At 49.5% G+C, this 23,317-nt stretch carries 22 protein-coding genes and 2 tRNA genes; 8 read left to right on the forward strand and 16 right to left on the reverse strand.

Annotated elements, in window-relative coordinates; translation table 11 throughout:
• Positions 1–30: 30 nt before the first annotated feature.
• The 5 genes from hflK (at position 31) to AC3WQT_RS19435 (ending at position 5,344) form a co-directional block, all read left to right on the forward strand.
• Positions 31–1,302, forward strand: coding sequence for an FtsH protease activity modulator HflK (hflK, locus tag AC3WQT_RS19415; RefSeq protein WP_492706179.1), 1,272 nt, complete (start codon positions 31–33; stop codon positions 1,300–1,302).
• Positions 1,302–2,204, forward strand: a complete 903-nt coding sequence (gene hflC, locus AC3WQT_RS19420; protein WP_492706181.1) for a protease modulator HflC — start codon at positions 1,302–1,304, stop codon at positions 2,202–2,204. Before hflK ends, hflC begins: the two co-directional genes overlap by 1 nt.
• Positions 2,205–2,318: 114 nt before the next feature.
• Positions 2,319–3,470: an ATP phosphoribosyltransferase regulatory subunit gene (locus AC3WQT_RS19425; RefSeq protein WP_492706183.1), complete on the forward strand. Its 1,152-nt coding sequence runs from the start codon at positions 2,319–2,321 to the stop codon at positions 3,468–3,470.
• A gap of 3 nt (positions 3,471–3,473) precedes the next feature.
• Complete coding sequence (locus AC3WQT_RS19430) at positions 3,474–4,787, forward strand: adenylosuccinate synthase (protein WP_162041081.1); 1,314 nt, start codon at positions 3,474–3,476, stop codon at positions 4,785–4,787.
• Between the two features lie 23 nt (positions 4,788–4,810).
• Positions 4,811–5,344, forward strand: coding sequence for a phosphoribosyltransferase (locus tag AC3WQT_RS19435; protein WP_110254186.1), 534 nt, complete (start codon positions 4,811–4,813; stop codon positions 5,342–5,344).
• A 218-nt stretch (positions 5,345–5,562) separates the two neighbouring features.
• Here AC3WQT_RS19435 and AC3WQT_RS19440 read toward each other — a convergent pair.
• Both AC3WQT_RS19440 and AC3WQT_RS19445 read right to left on the reverse strand, forming a co-directional pair.
• Positions 5,563–5,647 (reverse strand) — tRNA-Leu (locus tag AC3WQT_RS19440).
• A 203-nt stretch (positions 5,648–5,850) separates the two neighbouring features.
• A tRNA-Leu gene (locus AC3WQT_RS19445) sits at positions 5,851–5,935 on the reverse strand.
• Positions 5,936–6,094: 159 nt separating this feature from the next.
• Between AC3WQT_RS19445 and rnr the strand changes: the two genes are divergently transcribed.
• The 3 genes from rnr to cysE all read left to right on the forward strand — a co-directional run bounded on the left by rnr (position 6,095) and on the right by cysE (position 10,203).
• A complete protein-coding gene (gene rnr, locus AC3WQT_RS19450; protein WP_492706184.1) occupies positions 6,095–8,590 on the forward strand; it encodes a ribonuclease R in 2,496 nt (831 codons plus the stop codon).
• Between the two features lie 35 nt (positions 8,591–8,625).
• Positions 8,626–9,357 (forward strand): 23S rRNA (guanosine(2251)-2'-O)-methyltransferase RlmB, encoded by a 732-nt coding sequence (rlmB, locus tag AC3WQT_RS19455; RefSeq protein ID WP_423003757.1) that lies wholly within the window; start codon positions 8,626–8,628, stop codon positions 9,355–9,357.
• Positions 9,358–9,456: 99 nt separating this feature from the next.
• On the forward strand, positions 9,457–10,203 hold the full coding sequence (gene cysE, locus AC3WQT_RS19460; RefSeq protein ID WP_492706185.1) for a serine O-acetyltransferase: 747 nt from the start codon (positions 9,457–9,459) through the stop codon (positions 10,201–10,203).
• A gap of 21 nt (positions 10,204–10,224) precedes the next feature.
• Here the strand turns inward: cysE and AC3WQT_RS19465 are convergent, their stop codons facing one another.
• The 14 genes from AC3WQT_RS19465 to fliF form a co-directional block, all read right to left on the reverse strand.
• On the reverse strand, positions 10,225–11,778 hold the full coding sequence (locus AC3WQT_RS19465; RefSeq protein WP_492706187.1) for an NAD(P)H-hydrate dehydratase: 1,554 nt from the start codon (positions 11,776–11,778) through the stop codon (positions 10,225–10,227).
• A 3-nt stretch (positions 11,779–11,781) separates the two neighbouring features.
• On the reverse strand, positions 11,782–12,585 hold the full coding sequence (fliR, locus tag AC3WQT_RS19470) for a flagellar biosynthetic protein FliR (RefSeq protein ID WP_492706189.1): 804 nt from the start codon (positions 12,583–12,585) through the stop codon (positions 11,782–11,784).
• A gap of 21 nt (positions 12,586–12,606) precedes the next feature.
• A complete protein-coding gene (gene fliQ / locus AC3WQT_RS19475) occupies positions 12,607–12,876 on the reverse strand; it encodes a flagellar biosynthesis protein FliQ (protein WP_162058734.1) in 270 nt (89 codons plus the stop codon).
• Positions 12,877–12,884: 8 nt separating this feature from the next.
• Positions 12,885–13,652 (reverse strand): flagellar type III secretion system pore protein FliP, encoded by a 768-nt coding sequence (gene fliP / locus AC3WQT_RS19480; RefSeq protein WP_492706190.1) that lies wholly within the window; start codon positions 13,650–13,652, stop codon positions 12,885–12,887.
• Between the two features lie 8 nt (positions 13,653–13,660).
• On the reverse strand, positions 13,661–14,113 hold the full coding sequence (gene fliO, locus AC3WQT_RS19485; RefSeq protein ID WP_492706191.1) for a flagellar biosynthetic protein FliO: 453 nt from the start codon (positions 14,111–14,113) through the stop codon (positions 13,661–13,663).
• The gene (gene fliN / locus AC3WQT_RS19490; protein ID WP_492706193.1) at positions 14,110–14,538 is read right to left on the reverse strand and encodes a flagellar motor switch protein FliN; all 429 of its coding nucleotides are present in this window, start codon (positions 14,536–14,538) and stop codon (positions 14,110–14,112) included. Before fliN ends, fliO begins: the two co-directional genes overlap by 4 nt.
• A complete protein-coding gene (gene fliM / locus AC3WQT_RS19495; protein WP_110253184.1) occupies positions 14,531–15,532 on the reverse strand; it encodes a flagellar motor switch protein FliM in 1,002 nt (333 codons plus the stop codon). The genes fliN and fliM overlap by 8 nt, the downstream gene beginning before the upstream one ends.
• A gap of 4 nt (positions 15,533–15,536) precedes the next feature.
• Positions 15,537–16,043, reverse strand: a complete 507-nt coding sequence (fliL, locus tag AC3WQT_RS19500) for a flagellar basal body-associated protein FliL (RefSeq protein WP_492706195.1) — start codon at positions 16,041–16,043, stop codon at positions 15,537–15,539.
• A gap of 346 nt (positions 16,044–16,389) precedes the next feature.
• Complete coding sequence (locus tag AC3WQT_RS19505) at positions 16,390–17,964, reverse strand: flagellar hook-length control protein FliK (protein WP_492706197.1); 1,575 nt, start codon at positions 17,962–17,964, stop codon at positions 16,390–16,392.
• 20 nt (positions 17,965–17,984) lie between these two features.
• Positions 17,985–18,425 carry a flagellar export protein FliJ gene (gene fliJ / locus AC3WQT_RS19510; protein ID WP_492706199.1) on the reverse strand — a complete coding sequence of 147 codons (441 nt, stop codon included), beginning with the start codon at positions 18,423–18,425 and terminating at the stop codon, positions 17,985–17,987.
• A 32-nt stretch (positions 18,426–18,457) separates the two neighbouring features.
• On the reverse strand, positions 18,458–19,846 hold the full coding sequence (fliI, locus tag AC3WQT_RS19515) for a flagellar protein export ATPase FliI (RefSeq protein WP_492706201.1): 1,389 nt from the start codon (positions 19,844–19,846) through the stop codon (positions 18,458–18,460).
• A 5-nt stretch (positions 19,847–19,851) separates the two neighbouring features.
• Complete coding sequence (locus AC3WQT_RS19520; RefSeq protein WP_492706202.1) at positions 19,852–20,535, reverse strand: flagellar assembly protein FliH; 684 nt, start codon at positions 20,533–20,535, stop codon at positions 19,852–19,854.
• Positions 20,528–21,523 (reverse strand): flagellar motor switch protein FliG, encoded by a 996-nt coding sequence (gene fliG / locus AC3WQT_RS19525; RefSeq protein WP_492706204.1) that lies wholly within the window; start codon positions 21,521–21,523, stop codon positions 20,528–20,530. The genes AC3WQT_RS19520 and fliG overlap by 8 nt, the downstream gene beginning before the upstream one ends.
• Positions 21,516–23,207 carry a flagellar basal-body MS-ring/collar protein FliF gene (gene fliF / locus AC3WQT_RS19530; RefSeq protein WP_492706206.1) on the reverse strand — a complete coding sequence of 564 codons (1,692 nt, stop codon included), beginning with the start codon at positions 23,205–23,207 and terminating at the stop codon, positions 21,516–21,518. Before fliF ends, fliG begins: the two co-directional genes overlap by 8 nt.
• Positions 23,208–23,317: the final 110 nt, after the last annotated feature.

The following is a 23,317-nucleotide window of genomic DNA, read 5'->3' on the forward strand; positions in this document are numbered from 1 at the left end:
CCAACCCACTATTCATTGGATAGCGACAGAATGCTTGTTTCACTTCTCAAAAGAATTGGTTTGACCATGTCCATAAATGATCCGCAATGGGGGCGTGGTTCGCAAAATAATAACCAGAATAATAAGCCAGACAATAAAAAACCGCCTGAAGGCCCACCTGATCTTGATCAGCTGTGGAAGGACTTTACCCAAAAACTAGGACGTTTGCTTGGGCAAAATGGCGGTGATAACGGCGGCAATGGTGGTAATTTTTCACCAGACTCAGCAGGCGCTAAAATCGGTGCCTCTCTAATTGTTGCTGTGATTGCTCTGGTCTGGTTATCCAGTGGTTTTTTCATCGTACAAGAAGGTCAGACAGCTGTCATTACCACTTTTGGCAAATTCAGTCATCAGACGGCTGCTGGTTTTAACTGGCGTTGGCCCTATCCTGTTCAGGGGCATGAGATAGTCAATCTGTCGCAAGTCAGAACGGTGGAAATCGGCTACAAAAAAGGCTCAAGGGAACGCGAATCTTTGATGCTGACTGACGACGAAAATATCGTTGATATTCAATTTGCTGTTCAATATAAATTGAATAATGCTGCTGACTGGTTGTATAACAACCGCGATCAGGAAGAGATGATACGCCAGGTGGCTGAAGCCGTTGTACGTGAGATTGTCGGCAAAAGCTCTATGGATTTTGTGTTGTACGAAGGCCGTGAAAAAATCGCTTTGGATGTGAATGCGGGCATGCAGAAAATTCTGGATGCTTATCGTTCAGGCGTGCAAGTCGCTCAGGTAACTATGCAAAATGTGCAGGCACCTGAGCAAGTTCAGGCCGTTTTCGAAGATGCGCAAAAAGCCAAGCAAGATAAAGAGCGGTTGAAAAACGAAGGTATAGCCTATGCCAATGATGTGATTCCTAAGGCGCGCGGAGAAGCTTCTCGTATGATACAAGAGGCAGAAGGCTATAAAGCAAGTGTGGTTGCCAACGCTCAGGGTAGTGCATCACGTTTCCAGCAAGTGCTGACGGAATATCAAAAGGCACCGGCAGTTACCAGGGACAGGTTGTATATGGAGGCAATGCAGCAAATATTCTCCAGCACCAGTAAAGTGATGGTGGACACCAAGACTGGCAATAACATGATTTATTTGCCTTTGGATAAGATGATCAATCAAGCTGATCAATCTGTAGCCAAGCCTGCTGCACCAGCCCAACAGGTGGCTCCGGCTGTCGAACAGATTCCTACTGTGGAAATGCGTTATGGCAAGGATGGAAGATCAAAAGATAATCGCGACACACGTGACAGGGAGGGCAGATAATGAATAAGTTAGCTACCTTCATCATTGCACTGTGCGCAGCAATTTTAGTTGCATATTCGACTATTTTCGTTGTTGATCAGCGCTCACATGCCATCGTATTCGCTTTGGGTGAAGTCAAGTCCGTGATTAGTGAGCCAGGTTTGCATTTCAAGTTGCCGCCACCGTTCCAAAATGTGTTGTTTTTGGATAAGCGTATTTTGACCATTGACACCAATTCAGCAGATCGTTTTGTGACTTCTGAAAAGAAAAATATTCTGGTTGATTCTTATGTCAAATGGAGTATTAAAGACCCGCGTCTGTATTACGTCAGTTTTAATGGCGAAGAGCGCAGGGCGCAGGATAGAATGTCGCAAATCATCAAGGCAGCCTTGAATGATGAAATAACCAAGCGCAAAGTGGGTGAGGTGATATCTACTCAGCGCGGCAAGGTCATGGATGCCATCAAGAAGAAGGTTTCTGATGAAACCAGGCACATAGGCGTTGAAATTATTGATGTGCGTCTCAAGCGTGTAGATTATGTAGAGCAGATCAACAACTCGGTTTACGATCGTATGAAGGCAGAACGCACTCGTGAGGCAAATGGTTTGCGTTCTACCGGTGCAGCAGAATCCGAAGAGATCCGGGCTGATGCCGACAAGCAAAGGCTGGTAATCAAGGCCGAAGCTAATCGTGACGCGCAAAAAATACGCGGTGCGGGTGATGCAGAGGCATCGCAGATTTATGCGCAAGCCTATAGCCAAAGCCCTGAGTTTTATAAGTTTTATCGTAGCCTGGAAGCGTATACTGCCTCATTCAAGACCAAGAATGATATTTTGGTAGTAGACCCAAATTCTGAGTTCTTTAAATATTTTAAAGGCCCATCCTCAGTAGGTGGTGCTGTACCAGCAGTAAAGGGTAAGTAGTACCCATACTATATGTAACGATTGTAGTGACGACAGCGATCTGCACAAATTTTGTGCAGATCGCTGTTTGTCGGATAGACTAAATTAATTTCTTGTTTTTTTTGATTGTTCTTCATGCCGAATTGGCTTTTACCTGAAAATATCGCTGACATCTTGCCATCGGAAGCGCGCAAGATAGAAGAGTTGCGCCGTGTATTGCTGGACAATTTTAGATTGTATGGCTATGAACTAGTCATGCCTCCCATGCTGGAATACATAGAATCCTTGCTGACCGGTGCCGGTCAGGACATGGATTTGCGTACTTTCAAGCTGGTAGACCAGCTTTCTGGGCGTACCATGGGCCTGCGTGCTGACATGACCACGCAAGTTGCCCGTATCGATGCGCATCTGTTAAACCGCCGTACTGTGACCCGCCTGTGCTATGCAGGTAGTGTCTTGCATACCAAGCCATCTGGTTTACATGCCACGCGTGAGCCTTTGCAAATCGGCGCAGAAATCTACGGTCATGCCGGACTGGAAGCAGACGCTGAAATCCAGGAGCTGGTATTGGCTTGCCTGGCTCTGGCGCATGTCAAAGATGTCAGACTGGATATGTGCCATGTCGGTGTTTTACGCGCCTTATTGGCCGCTGACCCGTTGGCCAAGGCTGAAGAAAATACTCTGTATGCCTTGTTGGAGGCCAAGGATTTGCCTAGCATAGACAAGCTCAGTCAGAATTTTTCGCCAGAGGTGCGTGCTGCATTGATGGCTTTGCCAGGTTTATATGGCGACATCTCCATCATTCAAAAAGCACGTACAGTATTGCCGGCATTCGAAGGCATACAGACTGCGCTGAGCGAGCTTGAGCATCTGGTGCGTTTGACGGGTGCTGCCCATGTCACAATAGACCTCGCTGATTTGCGCGGCTACCACTATCATAGTGGTGTAATGTTCAATGTATTTGTACCTGGTTTACCAAACGCGGTTGCACGTGGTGGTCGCTATGATCATGTGGGTGAAGCTTTTGGCCGCTCACGCCCGGCGACCGGATTTTCTCTGGATTTGCGTGAGCTGGCACGTCTGTTGCCCTCCGCCGAGAGAAAAGACGCAATTCGCGCTCCCTGGGGTAGTGATCCTGCATTGCGGGAAAAAATTGCTGCATTGCGTGGCGAGGGTGAGATCGTAATTCAAAGCCTGCCGGGGCACGAGAACGAACAAGACGAATTTGACTGCAATCGCGCACTCATTTTCGATGCAGGTAAATGGATTCTTCAAAATGTAGGTTGAGTGATGACACAAACTAAAATTGCAAAAAACGTAGTCGTAATCGGTACCCAGTGGGGCGATGAAGGCAAAGGAAAAATCGTTGACTGGTTGACGGACCACGCTCAGGGCGTCGTGCGCTTTCAGGGCGGGCACAATGCTGGCCATACGCTGGTTATTGGCGGTCAGAAGACAGCCTTGCAACTGATACCATCAGGCATCATGCGTGCGGGTACAGCTTGCTATATCGGTAATGGCGTGGTCTTGTCCGTGCCTGATCTCTTGCGTGAAATCGACAAATTGCAAGCCAATGGGGTGGAAGTTGCTTCCCGCCTCAAGATTTCAGAAGCCTGCCCGGTTATCTTGCCTTATCACACTGCACTTGATGCGGCGCGTGAAATTGCCCGTGGTGCCGCCAAGATAGGTACTACTGGCAAAGGCATAGGCCCAGCCTATGAAGACAAAGTTGCCCGTCGTGCAATCCGCGTAGCTGATTTGCTCAATGAAGAGCGTTTTGCTGAAAAGCTGCGTGAAAATCTGGATTACCACAATTTTGTGTTGACCAATTATCTGAAAGCTCCAGCAGTCGAATTCCAGAAAACTCTGGATGATACGCTGGCCAATGTACCGCGTATCCGTCCTATGGTGGCGGACGTTTCCAGTGCCTTGTATGCTGCGCACAAAGCTGGTGCCAGCCTCTTGTTTGAAGGCGCGCAAGGCAGTTTGCTGGATGTTGATCATGGTACTTATCCCTTCGTTACCTCCAGTAATTGTGTGGCAGGCAATGCAGCGGCAGGTTCTGGTGTTGGTCCTAACATGTTGCATTACATCCTGGGTATTACCAAGGCGTACACGACACGTGTAGGCTCTGGGCCATTCCCGTCTGAATTGCCAACTGATGCAGGCGTAGGCAAGCATCTGGCCAGTGTGGGTCATGAATTTGGCACAGTCACCGGCCGCGCCCGTCGTTGTGGCTGGTTTGATGCAGCCCTGTTGAAGCGCTCTGTGCAAATCAATGGCGTATCAGGCATGTGCCTGACCAAGCTTGATGTGCTGGATGGCCTGGAAACGCTGAAGTTGTGTACGGGTTATAAAGTTGATGGCAAAGTTGTTGATATCTTCCCGGTTGGCGCTGAAGAAGCGGCACGTTGCGAAGCTATTTATGAAGAAATGCCAGGTTGGTCTGAGACGACAGTTGGCGCGCAAAGCATGGATGCTCTGCCAGTCAACGCCCGCAATTACATCATGCGTATTCAGGAACTGGTTGGTGTTCCTGTCGATATGGTCTCTACCGGACCAGATCGCGAAGAAACCATCGTGTTAAGGCACCCGTTTATCTAAGAAGGAAAAATAAAAATATGAATATGCCTGCATCTACAGACAAGGACTTGTGGGTCTCCTGGGAGGCTTATCATCGTTCCATCGAGCAGCTTGCACTGAAAGTGCATGAGTCTGGCTGGAAGTTTGATCAAGTCCTGTGTCTCGCCCGTGGTGGCTTGCGTCCTGGTGACATTTTCTCCAGAATTTTTGATGTGCCTCTGGCGATTTTGTCGACTAGTTCATATCGCGAAGAGTCGGGCACAGTGCAGGGTACTCTGGACATAGGAAAGTATATTTCCATGACTAAGGGCGCACTGCAGGGCAAAGTGCTGGTAGTGGACGATCTGGTTGATTCTGGCGTTACCCTGGAAAAGGTGCTCGTGCATTTGCGCGAAAATTTTCCGGCTGTGACCGAAGTAAAATCAGCTGTGATCTGGTACAAGGCATGTTCATCAGTGGCTCCGGATTACTATCTGGACTATCTGGCGAACAATCCCTGGATACATCAGCCTTTCGAAGAATATGACAGCATCAGGCCGCATCAGTTGAATGCCTGGTTGAAAAAGGGCGCAGCGTAATTGCTGGTTAAAAAACGGAAGCTATTTGCTTCCGTTTTTTTTGGGGAGTGCTGGTATGCGCTGCTGGCAGTTTTTTATTGTGTGTCGGGTTGCTGCTTGCCGTGGCCCGTAGGCTGGCCTGGAATGTGATGATGTAGATATGACACCAAGTATGAATGAGAAGATCTGAGGTGGAATTGAAAAAGCCCGCTGATTTTCATCAGCGGGCTCTCAAATTGTGGTGCCCACGGAGGGACTCGAACCCCCACACCCGAAGGCACATGGACCTGAACCATGCGCGTCTACCAATTCCGCCACGTGGGCAACGGAAGGCATAATTATAGAGTATTTGACTGGCTTTGGGGAAATATTTTTGCAGGAAATTGGAGTGAGGTGGGGGGGGCTACGGAGGCATCGCAGCAAACAATTGTGAACACAGAAAGGAATGGCTTCTTGCATATGTTTGCAAAAGTGGATCTGGAATTGAAAAAGCCCGCTGATTTTCATCAGCGGGCTCTCAAATTTGGTGGTGCCCACGGAGGGACTCGAACCCCCACACCCGAAGGCACATGGACCTGAACCATGCGCGTCTACCAATTCCGCCACGTGGGCAACGGAGAACAAGATTATAAATTAATTGAAGCATTTGTCAAGGTGAGCTACCTGAACAATACAAGAATTGTTAGGCGAAAGAGGTTTGCTACAGTAAACTATGGCCTGATAAGATTTTGGCGTAAGCCAAATTAACTTTTTTAAGAAAAAATACAAAATTTGAACAAGCATTCATACCCCATTCCCAGTCGCGAAGAGATACTGGGTGTTCTACGTACTAACACGGCAAAGATGACGGCTGCTGCAATTGCAGAAGCGCTGTCAGTGAAACCTGAGGAGTTAGATGGCATGACACGACGTTTAAGCGCGATGGAAAGAGATGGGCAAGTCAAAGTAGATAAAGGTGGGAATTATTCCATCGCCAATCACGATAATTTCATCAGCGGCAAAGTCAGTAGTCATCGCGAAGGTTATGGTTTCCTGATCCCTGATGACGGCACTGAAGACCTGTTCCTACCAGAGCGCGAAATGCAAAAAGTCTTGCATGGCGACCGCGTCATGGCACGTGTCGTCGGTACCGACAGACGTGGTCGTTTAGAAGGTGGCATACTTGAGATACTCGACAGAGCCAATACGCATGTCATTGGCCGCCTGCTAAATGAAAATGGCGTCTGGATAGTTGCGCCTGAAGACAAGCGCTTTAGCCAGGATATTTTATTGACCGGCGCACCAGGCAAAGCCAAGGCTGGCCAGGTTGTCAGCGTCGAGTTGACTGAGCAGCCGACCCGCTATGCACAGCCTGTTGGCAAGATCGTTGAGATACTGGGTGATGTCGATGACCCCGGCATGGAAATCGAAATCGCCGTCAGAAAATTTGGCGTGCCGCATGAGTTTTCTGAAGCGGTTAAAAAAGCTGCTGCCAAATTGCCATCGGAAGTCAGGGATAGTGATCTGACTGACCGTGTAGATCTGCGTGATATTCCGTTGGTGACGATTGATGGTGAAGACGCGCGCGATTTTGATGATGCCGTTTACTGCGAGCCAGTCAAGATAGGCCGTAGTAAAGGCCACAGGCTGATCGTTGCGATTGCCGATGTCAGTCATTACGTCAACCCGAATGATGTGCTGGATGAAGAGGCCCTGTTGCGCAGCACGTCTGTGTATTTCCCACGCAGGGTGATACCGATGCTGCCAGAGCGCCTGTCAAATGGCCTGTGCTCGCTGAATCCTGATGTCGATCGCCTGACGCTGGTGTGCGATATGGTGATCACGCAGGACGGTGAAGTCACGGCTTACCAGTTTTATCCGGCTGTCATCCATTCCGCCGCGCGTTTCACCTACACAGAAGTGGCGGCCATACTTGGCAATACCAAAGGGCCGGAAGCTGCCAAGCGTATGACTTTGGTGCCGCATCTCTTGCACTTGTATGAAGTGTTCCAGTCTTTATTGAAGGCGCGCCAGGTGCGTGGTGCCATCGATTTTGAAACGACAGAAACCTATATCGTTTGTAATCCGGCCGGCAAGATAGAAAAGATATTGCCACGTACACGTAATGATGCGCACAAGCTGATTGAAGAATGCATGCTGGCAGCCAATGTCTGCGCTGCAAATTTGCTGGAAACTTACAAGCATCCAGGCACATACCGTATCCATGCTGGCCCGACCAAAGAGAAACTGACCCAGGTCAGAAATTTCCTGAAGCAAGTTGGTCTGTTCCTCGGTGGAGGCGACAAGCCAGCAGCATCGGACTATGCCGAGCTGATGAAAAAGGTCAAAGGCAGGCCGGATGCGACACTCTTGCAAACCATGTTGCTGCGTTCCATGCAGCAGGCGGTTTACAGTCCGGACAATATTGGCCATTTCGGTTTGTCTTATGATGCCTATGCCCATTTCACCAGCCCGATACGCCGTTATCCTGATTTGCTGACACACAGGGCCATCAAGGCAATTTTGCAGGGGCGTAAATATGAGCCCAAGGGCATAGACCTGACGCTCTTGAATACTTCCGTGTCGAATGCCACCAGAAAGCAGCAGATTGCTGACAAGGCAGCGGGCAAGAAGAAGGAAGAAAAAGAACAGACTATCTGGGATGCGCTTGGTGTTCATTGTTCTGCCAATGAGCGTCGTGCTGATGAAGCATCACGCGATGTCGAAGCCTGGCTCAAATGCTACTTCATACGCAATAAGGTGGGTGAAGAATTCACTGGCATGATCACAGGTGTGACACAGTTTGGTATCTTCGTCCAGCTTGATGAGATTTTCATCGAAGGCCTGGTGCATGTGACGGAGTTGGGTGCTGATTACTTCCAGTACGATGAGGCGCGCCATGAATTGCGCGGCGAACGTACTGGCAAACGCTATCAACTGACAGATAAAGTCACAGTGCAAGTCAGCCGGGTTGACCTTGATGCACGCAAGATAGATTTGGCCATAGTGCAGCCAGTATCACCACGCTCAGCTGGGCTGGTGGATAGTCGTGGTGCAACCGCGAATGAAAAAAATCGCAAGAGTGCTGCCAGTGCCAAGAAAGCCTTGCTTGTTCCTGAAGAAAAAGTTGTGGCAAATTATGGCAGAGGTGGCAAAGTTGCCCCAGCCAAGAAAGTAAAAGAAGAAAGTTTTTCTGGTGGACGTCGCCAGAAATCTTCGCCTGCTGCTGCCAGTGCAAAGAAAAAAGCACCAGCTGCCGCCGGTAAGTCAGCGAAGAAAAGACGTTAGTACCTTAAAGAAATGCATGCAAAGAAAAGAATGAAATGAAAAGTAAAATGATTTTTGGTTTCCATGCGGTGACCTCCCGGATCCGTCATGAAGCCTCTTCCGTCGAAGAAATCTATGTAGATTCTTCCCGCGTCGATGGTCGTATGAAAGACCTGCTGCAAGCAGCGAAAGCCGCTGGTGTGCGCATCATCCCGGCAGATGATCAGCGCCTCAGCAATATCGTCGGCACGCGTCGTCATCAGGGTGTAGTAGCCAAGGCCAGTGAACTGTCACTGGCGCGTAATCTCGATGAATTGCTGGATGCGATTGATGGCCCGCCTTTGTTGCTGGTGCTGGATGGTATTACCGATCCGCATAACCTGGGCGCCTGTCTGCGTGTGGCTGACGGTGCCGGTGCGCATGCGGTTATCGCTCCCAAAGACAGGGCAGTGGGCTTGAATGCTACCGCCGCCAAGGTTGCCAGTGGTGCTGCTGAAACAGTGCCATATATCACCGTCACCAATCTGGCGCGTACCCTGCGTGAATTGAAAGACCGTGATATCTGGCTGGTTGGCACCACAGATGAAGTCGAAAAAAATATCTACGATGTCGATTTCAAAGTTGGTTGCGCCATCGTCATGGGTTCTGAAGGTGAGGGCATGCGCCGCCTGACCCGCGAAACCTGCGATATGCTGGTCAGCGTCCCCATGTTCGGTTCTGTTGAAAGCCTGAATGTCTCTGTGGCTTCTGGTGTTTGTCTATACGAAGCCCGCCGTCAGCGTCTGTAAGCCTATAGCGTCTGGTCCCCGGTGATTTGGGCAGCGGACGCAGCGTTTTCAGAAATACGCTACTATCTTATTCCCCTCCGTCATAACCATATAAATTCCATGTTTGACCGCCTGAGAGAAGATATCGCCAGCATTATCAAGAAAGATCCTGCCGCCCGTAATGCCTGGGAGGTGATCACTTGTTATCCTGGTTTTCAGGCCATACTCATGCATGGTTGGGCGCAATGGTGCTGGAAACGTGGTTTGAAATGGCTGGGGCGCTTCATCTCCCATATTGCCCGTGTGCTGACCGGTATCGAAATTCACCCAGGCGCAACGATAGGCCGCAGAGTGTTTATTGACCATGGTTTCGGTGTGGTCATTGGCGAGACGGCAGAAATTGGTGATGACTGCACGATTTACCAGGGCGTGACCCTGGGTGGTACGTCCTTGTCGCGTGGTGCAAAACGTCATCCTACGCTGGAAGCAGGCGTCATCGTCGGTGCCGGTGCCAAGGTACTGGGTGGTTTTACCATCGGTGCGGGTGCCAAGATAGGATCTAACTCTGTCGTGCTCAAGCCTGTGCCTGCTGGTGGTACTGCAGTTGGTAACCCTGCTCATGTCATCAAAAAAGAAGTGGCCTCGGCAGATTCAGAAACGGCACATTTGTTCACGGCATATGGCGTGACACAAAACAGTGATGACCCGATTTCCAAGGTCTTGCACAAGCTGATTGATCACGCTGCTGCACAGCAAGAGCAGATAGAAAAACTGTCAGCAGCTTTGGCGCAGTCAGGCATTGTTTGTGATGCCACGTCTGAAGTGGAAAAACTGATTCCTGAGCAGATTAATAGCCTGGTTGATTGAGTATCTGATCAAGGTAGTGAATCAGTTGCCAGTGGTGGCTTGATAGGCCAATTGATTAATATTGGATCTGATCTCTGGCAATAACTCGCTGGCGGTCAAACCTATAGGCCCTGTTCCTCGCGCAACCAGTTCGTCAGCTGCATGACCATGTACCCAGGTAGCAATCCTTGCAGCATCCGTGCTGCTGCAAGCCTGTGCCAGCAAAGCACCAGCAACCCCCGCCAGCACATCACCAGTGCCGCCGCTTGCCAGTGCTGGGTTGCCTGTCGTATTGATGAACAAATTCCCATCCGGATCACAAATAATACTGCCAGAACCCTTGAGTATGATCGCCGCATTGAATTGCTGCGCCAGTGTGTGTGATGCCTGCAGGCGATTATTTTGTATATCAGCCACGCTCTTGTTTAGCAATCTGGCCGCTTCCAGTGGATGTGGCGTGAGTATGCATGGACTATTTCTATTACGTAAAGATGTCTGCAATTTGGTATCTGCAGCGATCAGATTCAGGGCATCGGCATCGATGACGAGCGCCTGCGCAGTTTGAATCGCGCTGCTGAGTAAAGCATAGGCACTGGTCGATGTTCCCAGGCCCGGGCCGATAACGACAGTTGCACCTGCCAAACTTACTTCGTCAATCTTGCGAAACATGATTTCTGGATGCAGGCTGTCATAAGCAGGTGCCTCTGTCAGCATGCTGCAATAAATACGTCCCGCACCTGCGTATTGCGCCGCCCTGGCAGCGAGTATGGCTGCACCTGTCATTCCCTTGGCACCACCAAGTATCACGACATCGCCAAAACTGCCTTTATGGCTGTTTTGCTTGCGTGGTGTCAGGGCGTGTAACAGGGAAGTGCGTTCATTCAAATGGCTATGGCATTCCGGGAAAAAATCTTCAGCAATATCCAGTTTGTTGACCGTGACCTTACCCGCGTAATCTTTGCCTGATCCTGTATGCAGCCCGCTTTTATTGGAGATATAGCTGATGGTGTGGCTGGCTTGAATAACCGCGCTGTCGGGACCAATAGGCTGCCCTGTATCGGCATTCAAGCCACTGGGTACATCAATTGCCAGGACCGGGACTGCCTGTTCAACGGCAAGCTGGTTGACGAACGCTATCAGTTTGGCAATGTCAGCTTCAGGTGCCCGCTTCAAACCTATGCCGAACAAGCCGTCGATCACCAGACTCCAGTCTAGTGACGTAGCTGACGTGGCATTAGTCAGCGCACTCGGCTCTATAAACTCCAGCCCTGCATCTTTCGCTCTTTGCAGTGCTGCTTGTGCATCTTGAGAATATTTCCCAATTTCCCCGCACATGACGCAAGCAGCTTTATATCCTTGTCTGATTAGCTGATATCCAGCTTCGTAAGCATCTCCGCCATTATTGCCCGGGCCCGCCAGGATCAGCGCAGGAGTTTGTTTGCTCGCACCAATGTTGATCGCCAACTCCGCAGCGGCCAGCCCAGCTTTTTGCATGAGCGTCGTCTCACCCTGATGCGCAAGTGCGAGACGCTCTATGTCACGTATCTGCTCTACGCTATACAGTCTGGCTTCATGAGTAAATGCCTGATGCGACATGATTTATTTTTTTACTGGAATAGGTAATGACGCAGGCTGGCCTAGTGACTGCATCATTTCTATACCACTCTGGAACAGATTTTGTAGCGGTAATAGCAGATAAGGCATGATCAGGGCCAGCATCAAAAAACCTACGCCTATGGTAATCGGGAATCCGATACCAAACAAATTCAATTGTGGAGCTGCACGCGTCAATATACCCAGTGCGACGTTGGTGACCAGCAGAGCAGCAACGATGGGTAAGGAAAGGTGCATGCCTACACTGAAAATTTGCTCGCCCCAGATCGCCAATTTTTGATAATTCAGGCCAGACTGATAGGTGGTCGCAATGGGGATGGTATGAAAACTCTCAACTAAGGCCGCCAGCATGGAAAGATGCACATTCAGCGTCAGCATCAACAAGGTAGAAGTCAGCACCAGGAATTGTGCTACAGCCGAAGAACGCCCTTGAGTTTGTGGATCAAAGAAAGTGGCAAAGCCCAGGCCCATAGTCAGGCCAGAAACCTCGCCGGCCATTTCTATGGCGGAAAAAACCACGCGCATCACAAAACCCATTCCCAATCCTATGATGAGCTGTTGAGCAAGCACCAGAATACCGTTCAGAGAAACCGGGTCCAGGTCAGAGATGGTGGGCAGGGTAGGGGCGACGATCAATGACAAAACTACACCCAGTGCAATTTTGATTTGTACCGGAACGGTATTATTCCCAAACGGCGGCGCCACCGCGATCAAGCCCAGTATCCTGGTCAGAGGCCAGATAAAGGAATTGATCAGTGCAATCAGCTCATTGCTGGAAAAAGAAATCATGGGATTGCGATGGTACGCACATCAGGCTGCCATGGTGGCGATGCTGGAAAACATCTGGCGCATATAGTCCATCAAGATGGAAAGCATCCACGGCCCGGCAATGATGAGGGTCACAAAGATGCCTATCAGCTTGGGAATAAAAGACAGGGTGGTTTCATTAATCTGTGTTGCTGCCTGAAAAATACTGACGATAAGACCTATGCCCAGTGCCACCAGCAACAGGGGGGCAGACACCATTAAGGTGACTTCCATGGCCTGGCGGCCTAATGTCATTACGCTATCGGGTGTCATGGTGAACCTCAGTAAAAACTTTGTGCAAGTGAGCCTATCAATAATTGCCAGCCATCTACCAACACGAATAGCATGAGCTTGAAGGGGAGTGACACAATTGCAGGCGAAACCATCATCATACCCATGGACATCAGCACACTGGCGACTACCATGTCGATAATGAGAAAGGGGATAAAGATGGCAAAGCTGATTTGAAAAGCTGTCTTCAGTTCACTGGTAATAAAGGCCGGTATCAAAATCCGCAAAGGCACATCTTCTGGCCCCTGCAACTCCGGGGTATTGGATAATTTGACATACAGTGCCAGATCAGTCTGCCTGGTTTGCTTCATCATGAATTGCTTCAGGGGTGTAGCCCCTTTATCCATGGCAACCTGCATGGTGATCTTGTTTTCAGTGAATGGTTGATAAGCTTCAGCATAAATTTTGTCAAACACTGGCCCCATGACAAATAAAGTCAAAAACAGTGATAGACCTATCATTACTTGATTTGGTGGAGCTGACTGTGTGCCCAGCGCTTGCCTGAGTAAAGACAAGACAATGATGATTCGGGTAAAGCTGGTCATCATCAGCAAAGCTGCGGGCAAAAAGCTTAATGCTGTCAGGAACAGCAGTGTCTGGATGCTGAGAGAATAGTTTTGTCCGCCACCGGGAGCTGGTGTACTGGTAATAGCTTGCAAGCCACCGTTGGCCTGGGCCATGGCTGCGTCAGGCAGGACCAGCCCGCACAGTAAGATAGCCAGTACTATAAATGGCAGATGAGAACGCAAATTTTTCATGCAATGTATTAGCTGTTATCAGATCGCTGGGTAGACCGGTCAGTAGTTCGCTTCTCCAGTGTGCGCTTGAGCCAGGCAGAAAAAGGATCATTTATGACTGTTTGTGCTGACTGATTCAGCAATTCTTCCTGTTTGGGCATACTGCCCAGGTTGTTGATATTGGTGGCTGTCACACCAAGAATCAGCCACTGGTCACCAACTTCAACCACCATAACCCGCTCGCGATTACCTACACTGATGCCGCCGATAATTTTGACGGGGATTTTATTCCCCGCATTCATGGGACCAAGGCGACGCATGAGCCAGGCAGCCATGACAACCAGACCCAGCACCAGCAGCAGTGCTGTGGCAATTTGCAATAAACCGCCACTGGGTGAAATTGGGGTATTCTCAGCCGCAAATGCAGATGTACTCAAGATGGCTATTACTGCCAATACAAAATAAGGCAATTTCGTCCTCATTTGTTAAGCTTACGTATGCGTTCTGCAGGTGTGACGATATCCGTCAGGCGTATACCAAACTTATCGTTGACCACCACTACCTCACCCTGGGCAATCAGGCAGCCATTGACCAATACATCCATAGGTTCACCAGCCAGACCGTCTAGCTCGACAACAGAACCCTGAGCCAGTTGCAGCAAGTTTTTGATGGCAATCTTGGTACGGCCCAGTTCCACTGTCAGTTGAACTGGAATATCCAGAATGAAGTCAATGTCATTATGGGTTTCAGGCGCAGAACTGCTCTTGCCGCTGAATTCCTTGAAAATCGCAGCGGTGGCCGGCGGTGCTTCAGCCTTTTCGGCTGCTGCGGCTTCGGCTCTTTCCTGTTCTGCAATCGCAGCACCCCAATCATCTTCGCTGATGGGGGATTCGCCGTTGTCATCCATGATTTTCTCCTTGTGCTACTTCCTGTACGCTGGAGCTGATCAGCTTCTCCACACGCAAGGCATACTGTCCGTTAAATACACCATATTTGCACTCCATCACCGGAGTGCCATCAACTTTTGCTGAAATAATTTCTGGTATTGAAAGAGGGATGATATCGCCTTCCTTCATATTCAGTATATCGCCCAGGGTGACACGCGTGGTCCCTAAATCGGCAACTATTTCGACTTCTGCTATCTGTATCTGTTGCGTCATCAGGCGCACCCAGCGCTTATCCACTTCCAGAGTCTCACCCTGCAGGCTACTGGTCAGGATGTCACGTATAGGCTCTATCGTGGAATAGGGCATGCATAAATGCATTTCTCCGCTGACAGGCCCCAGTTCTATCGTGAAGGTGGTAGACACGACGACTTCATTCGGTGTCGCAATATTGGCAAACTGGGTGTTCATTTCTGACCGTATGTATTCAAATTCGATTGGGTAAACGGGCTCCCAGGATTTGGAATAGGTTTCAAAAATGATTTCCAGTATGCGATGAATAATACGCTGCTCGGTCTGGGTAAAATCACGACCTTCAACACGGGTATGAAAGCGTCCATCACCACCAAACAGATTGTCCACCAACAAGAACACCAGTCCCGGATCAAGCACAATCAGGGAGGTGCCGCGCAAAGGCTTCATGTGGACCAGGTTCAGATTGGTCGGCACCACCAGGTTGCGGATGAATTCACTGTACTTCGATACCCTGACCGTACCTACCGAGACTTCGGCACTGCGACGCAGGAAATTGAACAAACCTATGCGCAACAGACGGGCAAAACGCTCATTGATAATTTCCAATGTCGGCATGCGACCGCGGACGATACGCTCTTGCGTGGCAAGATTGTATGGCCTGACACCAGAGGTGTCTTCCAGTGACTGAGAGTCATCCTGATCTCCCGTGACGCCCTTTAAAAGGGCATCGACTTCTTCCTGGGAGAGGAAATTATCTGACATGGTTTTATTGAACTACAAAAGAAGTGAAGAAAACGCCGCTGATTTTTTGGGGCTCGCCCTTGGGCGTAAAAGGCTGAGCAACTTTTTCTATGATTTCATTGACCAGTTTTTCCTTGCCTTCAGACGACAGAATTTCAGTCGAATCTTTGCTCGACAGCAGCAGCAATAAACGGCTGCGCACTTGCGGCATATTAGCCTTGATGAGCGTTACCTGCTCTTCATCCTGCACTTGCAAGGTCATGCTGATCTGCAGGTATTTATCGCCGTTTTCTGATTGCAGATTGACTGTAAATGCTTCCAGCGCCAGAAATACAGGTGCTTTTGTCGGTTCAGTTTTATGTTCTTTTTCTTTGGAGGAAGAAGCCTTTTTAGATAGAAAAATAGCGGCACCACCGCCTGCGGCGACCAATAAAAATACGACGGCGGCGATGATGATCAGGAGTTTTTTCTTTGATTTTCCTGCTGCTGGAGCATCACTTGCTTCCGCTGCTTTGGCCGGTGCTTTCGCCATGGTTTTCCTCTCTGTAGGCATTAAATGCCATGATTTTTAAGTATTATGCTTGATAGCAGGTATTTAATATCCAAGAAAAAGAGGGCGTATTTCAGCTTATCTCTATTGTTTGCAAAACGATGTGAGTTCGCTTTGTTACCTGGATCAGCCTGTTCACGACCATTCTACATGCATGTGCAGGCTTTTTTCCAGAGAGTAGGGCTTGATCACGATGCGTATGAGCAATTCTTGTGTGTCAGAAAGTGAAATAAGCGCGTACAGCAACGCCCCTGGCGTATAGGCAGGCGGCATTGCTGATCATTGCGTAGTGGCGTAATTGTTTCAAGCCGACCTGAGTAAGCTTATCTCAGGCAAAGGTATCTACCAGGCCGTTATTTGTCTGTATTCTGGTGGGTGTCGTGTTTGCGGTGCTAATAGTATTGTCTGGCACATCTGTGCCAATTCTTGATGAATTAATGCTGCGTGGCTGTTGTTGTGTGAAATTTTGCCCCTGACCGGCTGCCTGTGAATTCACAGAGAACCCTGTCAGTTGGACACCAGCATCATTGAGCATTTGTTTTAAACGTGGCAAGGCGGCTTCCAGCGCTTCCCTGACTTCTGGCTGAGCTGAAGAAAAACTGGCACTGGCTTGTTCATTGCTGAGCTTCAGCACGACCTGCAAGGGCCCCAGATCTGGCGGATTCAATGTCAGTTCAGCCGATTGCATGCCTTCGCCGACCATCCAGACGACTTTTTGACCCACTGCCTTATCCCAGCCATTACTGCCAACACGTGGTGCGATTTGCTCTGCTGCCAGAACGGCAGCATTGAATTGCGTGCTGCTGACAGCATTTGCTGCAATTGCTGGTGGAGCAATCACTTGTTGACTATCTTTCGCGGCTGAGCCGGATTTGATGTCGGATATACGTTCTGCCAAGGCATCTTTTGCCTGCGCAATGTCGCTGGCGAACGATCTGGGCGTCTCTGCCGCTACTGCAAGCCGTGTATCACCAGTCTTGTCATTTGCCGTTTTATTCAAACTCAGATCATCAACTTTAGTTTCGCTAACGGCGGTTTCTGCAGGCTTCTCTGTGCCAGTCGTAGCCGTACTCTTCACTGCCAGAGCATCTTTTGGAGCAAGGGCTGTGAGTTCGGCGGCACTGGTAACGGCCTCGGTCAATTTTCCAACATCTTTATCAAGAGATGAGGTGGCTGCATTTGAGCTGTTTTCAGCCAGTTTAGCAGTGGTTTTAGCATCTGCCTTGCTGGCGATCATTTGTGCTGCAATTGCTGCTATATCTGCCTGAGTCGCAGGGGCTTCAGGTTTAATTTGTTCCTTGCCCGCGGTAGAACTATCAAATTGTGCTGCAATCTTATTCTGATTTTCTACCGCTGACTTTGTCAGTGCTGCGACTGCATTGTTATCGACCAAGTCGGCTGTGGCGGCAGTATCAGTACTGGAAATGGCAGCAAGATTATCACTCTTGCTCGTATCAATGTCGTCTGCTACAGGTTTTCTTACTATCTCTGTAGTAACTGCTGCCGCATTGAGATTACCTACCAGAGCCAGAATTTGTTCGCTGATATCATCTTCTTTTTTGACATCAGTTTCATCTTCTTTGGCTACAGTGCCATCAGTATTCGAGTCATCTACTTTTGTGGCATTTGATGGTGCAGGCGCAGCATTTTCATTATTTGCCAGCTTGTTGCCGGAATTGGCTGCGTTATTATTGTTTGTGTTGACGTTGTTATTATTCTTGGCGGGCGGGGCAGGCTTATTGACAGGGCGTGCAACATCCATTTCCGGTTTTTTTGTACCGGAGATTTCTTTGTTCAGCATTTGGTTAAAGCTGATTTCAGGATTGCCAGATGTGCTGTTTTTGCCTGGCTTGGTAGCCGCACCTGGTTTGTCTATCGCTGTCAGTATGGGATTAGCTTGCATTTGCGGTACCTGTAAATAAATTAGCGCTTATAGAAGAGGGCGCGAGCAGCCATTTCATCGGTTTGCTTCTGATCTCGTTTCGCTTCCTTTTTTTGCAACACCGTTTGTGCACGGTTTTGCAAAGTGTCATAAGAAAGTCGTTTTTTCTCAGTGGCTTGCCATTCTGTTTTTGCCATCACGATACGATGCTCTGCATCCATGACGACCTGCTTTTGCCCATCGATGGCAGAGTCAAGCTTGGCCAGGAAAGACAAAAAATTCGTATATTGCGACACAGTCAGACCTTTTGCCGCACCATCCTGTAATCTTTGCGCGTAATCATCGCGGTATTGCTGTAATAAATTCAGCTTTTTCTCAGTATCTTCATGCGCACGTATGGCTTTACCCAGAAGTTTGGCGGCATCGTCAACTTCTTTTTCTGTAATTTCTATCAGTGTGCTAATTGGTGATTTCAACGCCATGGTGATTTAAGTATAGTCGCTGGCAGGATTTTCTATCCGTTGAATAGAGCCTGAAGTTGCCCCAAGCTTTCAGGAATGCTGCATTTTTCAGTAATATCTTGTTGCAAAAATGAAACTATTCTTCCATGCAACCGGATTGCCTCATCCAGTAGTGGGTCCGATCCCGGTGAATAGGCACCTACGCTGATCAAATCACGGCTGCGTTCATAGCGGGAATACAGCTGTTTCAGTTTTCTGGAAAGAGCCTGATGTTCTGGTGATGTAATGCTATGCATGGCGCGGCTGATTGATTGTTCTATATCAATGGCAGGATAATGACCGCTTTCTGCCAAAGTCCGGTTCAAGACGATATGGCCATCCAGAATAGCCCTGGCGGCATCCGCAATCGGATCCTGTTGATCATCACCCTCAGTCAGGACGGTATAAAAGGCAGTAATTGAACCACCACCAGATTTGCCGTTACCGGCTCTCTCCACCAGTACTGGCAACTTGGCAAATACAGATGGCGGGTAGCCCTTGGTTGCTGGCGGCTCGCCTATGGCAAGGGCGATTTCCCTTTGCGCCATGGCATAGCGTGTCAGAGAATCCATGATCAGCAATACACTACGACCCTGATCCCTGAAATATTCAGCAATGGTGGTCGCATAGGCAGCACCTTGCAGGCGCATCAGAGGTGGAGCATCGGCAGGTGCTGCTACCACGACAGAACGTGCAAGGCCTTCGGTGCCAAGAATTTGCTCAATAAATTCTTTAACCTCACGTCCCCGCTCGCCAATCAGGCCAACCACAATAATGTCGGCAGCGGTATAGCGTGCCATCATGCCCAGCAAGACACTCTTACCTACGCCTGAACCGGCAAACAAACCCAGACGCTGGCCTTTGCCTACGCTCAGCATGCTGTTGATGGCACGGACACCCACATCCAGAGTTTCAACGATAGGGGCACGCTCCAGCGGGTTATATATGCGTGCGCCCAAGGGGGCGGATTCATGGGTGCCAAGAGGGCCCAGTGTATCAAGGGGGCGGCCATTGCCATCCAGCACACGTCCCAATAATTCATACCCGACAGGCAGATGACGGCTTCTGTCGCTGGGACGCCTGCGTGGGTGATTGACGACTTCATGTGCTTCCGGCTCTGCCGGGAACACCGGTGCCCCTGGCGTGACGCCATCAAGATCGCTGTGTGGCATCAAAAACAACCTGTCACCATCGAAGCCAACGACCTCGGCATCTATTTTTGCACCACTTTGTAAATGTATGCTACAGGCACTACCTACGGGTAATTGCAGGCCTACAGCTTCCATGACCAGACCGGTGACCCGGGTGACTCTGCCGGACATGGTCGTGGTCTGGACATGTGAAATCTGCTCCCGGCTTAAGTTGAGCTTGGATTTCCAGTCATTGATAAAGGTATCCTGCATGAATCTCAACCTGCTTTATAGTCACTGATTTGCATGCTGTCCAAGAGTTTTTTCCAGCGGGTAGAGTAGCTGGCATCGACCAGATTGTGTTGGGTCACCAGCTTGCAGCCGCCGCGTTCCATATGGCTATCGGGCACGATACGCCAGCCATCCGCAGCCAGGGTCTCACCCAATTGATTTTTCACCATCGCCACATCTTCAGGATTCAGCAAGATTTGTGCTGGCTGTTGTACGCTGGCTAACTGTGCAATCGCATCTTCAACGATGGGCAGGATGACGGTAGGGTCAGCATCGAGCTTGGACTTCAGCATGGCCTGTGCCATGTCCACTGCCAGATGCATTAATTCATTACCCATTTGCTGGGACGCGGTGTGCAATTGTTCGGAAAATGCCTGCGCCATTTGCTGCAGGGAGTGGATTTCCACTTGTACCTGTTCCATGGTTTCCGCATAGGCAGTTTCCTGGCCATCTTTCAGACCACGTTCATAGGCCTCCTTATAACCAGCGGCAAATCCTTCCTGTTTGGCAGCTTCACGGGCATTTTCTGTTTCCACACGCTGCTGGGCAGCGACCTGGGCGTTGGCTGCTCTGACTTCTTCTACCTGGGCAGGCCTGTTATCACCAAACGAAGCCATTTCCCAGCGCTGGAAAGCAGTCATGTCGCCGCTGCGTGTGGCATTATTAGACATAAGCATCTTCGCCTTTGGCACCTAACATGATCTGGCCTTCGTCGGCGAGACGTCTGACGATGAGCAGTATTTGTTTTTGTTGTGCTTCAACTTCGGAAAGGCGTACCGGGCCTTTGGATTCCAGATCTTCGCGCATCATTTCTGCTGCACGTTGCGACATATTCTTGAAAATTTTCTCGCGCATATCCTGATTCGCACCTTTCAGGGCAACAATCAGTGAATCAGACTGTACTTCGCGCAACAGCAACTGTATGCCCTTGTCATCAATTTCAAGGATGTTATCGAAGACAAACATCTCATCCATGATTTTTTCGGCCATGTCGCCATCATATTTGCGCAGGTTATCCATGACTGAAGCTTCATTCTCTCCACTCATGAAATTCAGGATTTCTGCTGCAGCACGCACGCCACCTATGGATTTTTTCTTCAGACTTTCATTGCCGGTCAGGAGTTTGGTCAAGACATCATTCAATTCGCGCAATGCGGTAGGCTGGATACCGTCCAGTGTGGCGATACGGAGGACGATATCGTTGCGCAGGCGCTCGGTAAACTGATTCAGAATTTCGCAGGCCTGGTCACTTTCCAGATGGACCAGAATGGTGGCAATAATTTGTGGATGCTCATTCTTAATCAGTTCTGCGACTGAGGGAGAATCCATCCATTTCAGGCTCTCGATACCGCTGGCGTCCTTGCCACCCAGAATACGGTTCAATAGCGATGCAGCCTTGTCATCCCCCAGGGCCTTGGTCAGCACATTGCGTATGTACTCATCTGAATCCAGACCAACAGACGAACTCAGATCAGCCGCAGCCTTGAAGTCATCCAGCACCTTAGCAATGGCTTCATGCGGGATAGGGCCGATCGCAGCCATGGCTGCACCTATCTTTTGCACTTCGCGTGGTCCAAGATATTTCATGACCTCTGCGGCCGCATCTTCACCCAGTGCCAACATCAGGGTGGCGGCTTTTTGCACTCCGTCTTCACTCATTGCTGACCCATGCCTTTACTACGTTAGCGACAATACGCGGATCGTCTTTTGCCAATTGTTTTGCCATTTCCAGATTCATTTCGTAGGTGGAACCATGTCTTGTATTTTGCAACTCGGCTTCTTTCGACAGGTTCACAATGGCAGCTTCTTCTTCCTCTTTTTCAGCCTCTTCCTGCGCTAGTTTTTCAGCTTCGATTGCTTCGAGGGTTTCTTTGTCTTTACCCATCATTTTAAGTAACATGGGTTTCAGGAAGCCAAAAAACAAGTAGGCAAGCACAATGGCAGCGCCTATGTATTTGGCGATTTCCTTAGCCATTTGCAATACATCGGGCTGTTTCCACAGTGGTAAGTCCACTATAGGCTCTTTTTCAGGGCTGGCAAAGGGGCTGTTGACGACATTCAATGTGTCACCCCGGTCTTTGTTGAAGCCCATGGCTTCTCTGGTCAGGTCGGTGATCTGGGTTTTTTCTATGTCTGTCAAAGGACGTGTCGTGGTTTTGCCATTTTTGTCTGTTTCTGTTTTGTAGTTGATGACAACCGCAACAGAAAGACGTTTTACGCCGCCCATAGGCTGCTGGGTGTAGCGTATGGTTTTGTCCACTTCAAAATTCATGGTGGAATCTTTTTGCATCAGACCGGCATTGGATGCTGCGCTTTGCGTATTTGCTGCACCGCTGGCGACGATAGGCGCGGTCGCCGGGACAGGGGGCTGGTTGCTCAGTGCGCCTGGTATTCCGGATGGATTAACCCCTTTATTGTAAGACTCGCTGGTTTGCTGGCTGCGTATCGCAGATGCTTCTGGCGGTGAATTTGGTTTGTAGGTTTCTGCAGCCTGTTCAGAGCGGGAAAAATCGATATCCGCAGTAGCTTCAGCGCGGACGTTATTGGCCCCGACGATAGGCGAAATAATCGACTCTATGCGCTTGATGATGTTTTGCTGATATTCCTGCACATATTTAAGCTGTGAAGGGTCAAGCGTGTTATTCGCCATTTGCTTGCTAGGATCTGACAGCAAATTACCTTGCTGATCGACGATGGTGACATTTTTGGCGGACAACTCGGGTACGCTGCTAGCCACGAGATGGATGATGGCGCTGACCTGTTGCTGATCCAGTACGCGGCTAGGATAAAGATTCAATAAAACTGAGGCAGTTGGTTTTTGTTGGTCTCGGATAAAGACTTGCGATTTCGGTATGGCCAGATGCACACGGGCAGTCTGGACTGCTGACACTGCCTGAATAGAGCGTGCCAATTCACCTTCCAGCGCGCGCTGAAAATTCACTTGTTCCAAAAACTGGGAGATGCCAAGTTTTTGGTTTTCCATCAGCTCAAAGCCCACATTGCCACCCTTAGGCAAGCCTTGGGACGCCAGTTTCAGGCGTGCGTCATGCACCTGATTAGCCGGTACGAGAATGGCATTTCCACCGTCAGAATATTTGTAAGGAATGTTTAATTGTTGCAATGAGGCAACGATGGCGCCGCCATCCCTGTCATTAAAATTGGAAAACAGGACTTTGTAGTCAGGTGCCTGGCTCCATAGCCATACGCCAACCATGATGGCAAGGGTAATTGCTGCACCTACTGCCAACATGATGTTGCGTATGGCCGGGGTTTGCGGCAAGCCAAATATGCCTGGCAGGGCAGGTCCAGGCGGGGCAATTGCTATATTGTCTGCGGTTGCCATAGTTCACCTTGTCCGATTAATGTGTCAGTGGATTGCATGCTTGCTATTCCAGATATGGTTTTTTCCTTGATAGCGATTGTCCACTTAAATACTAAAATCAAACGCGGGAA

It is taken from the genome of Undibacterium sp. FW305-107, assembly GCF_058788535.1.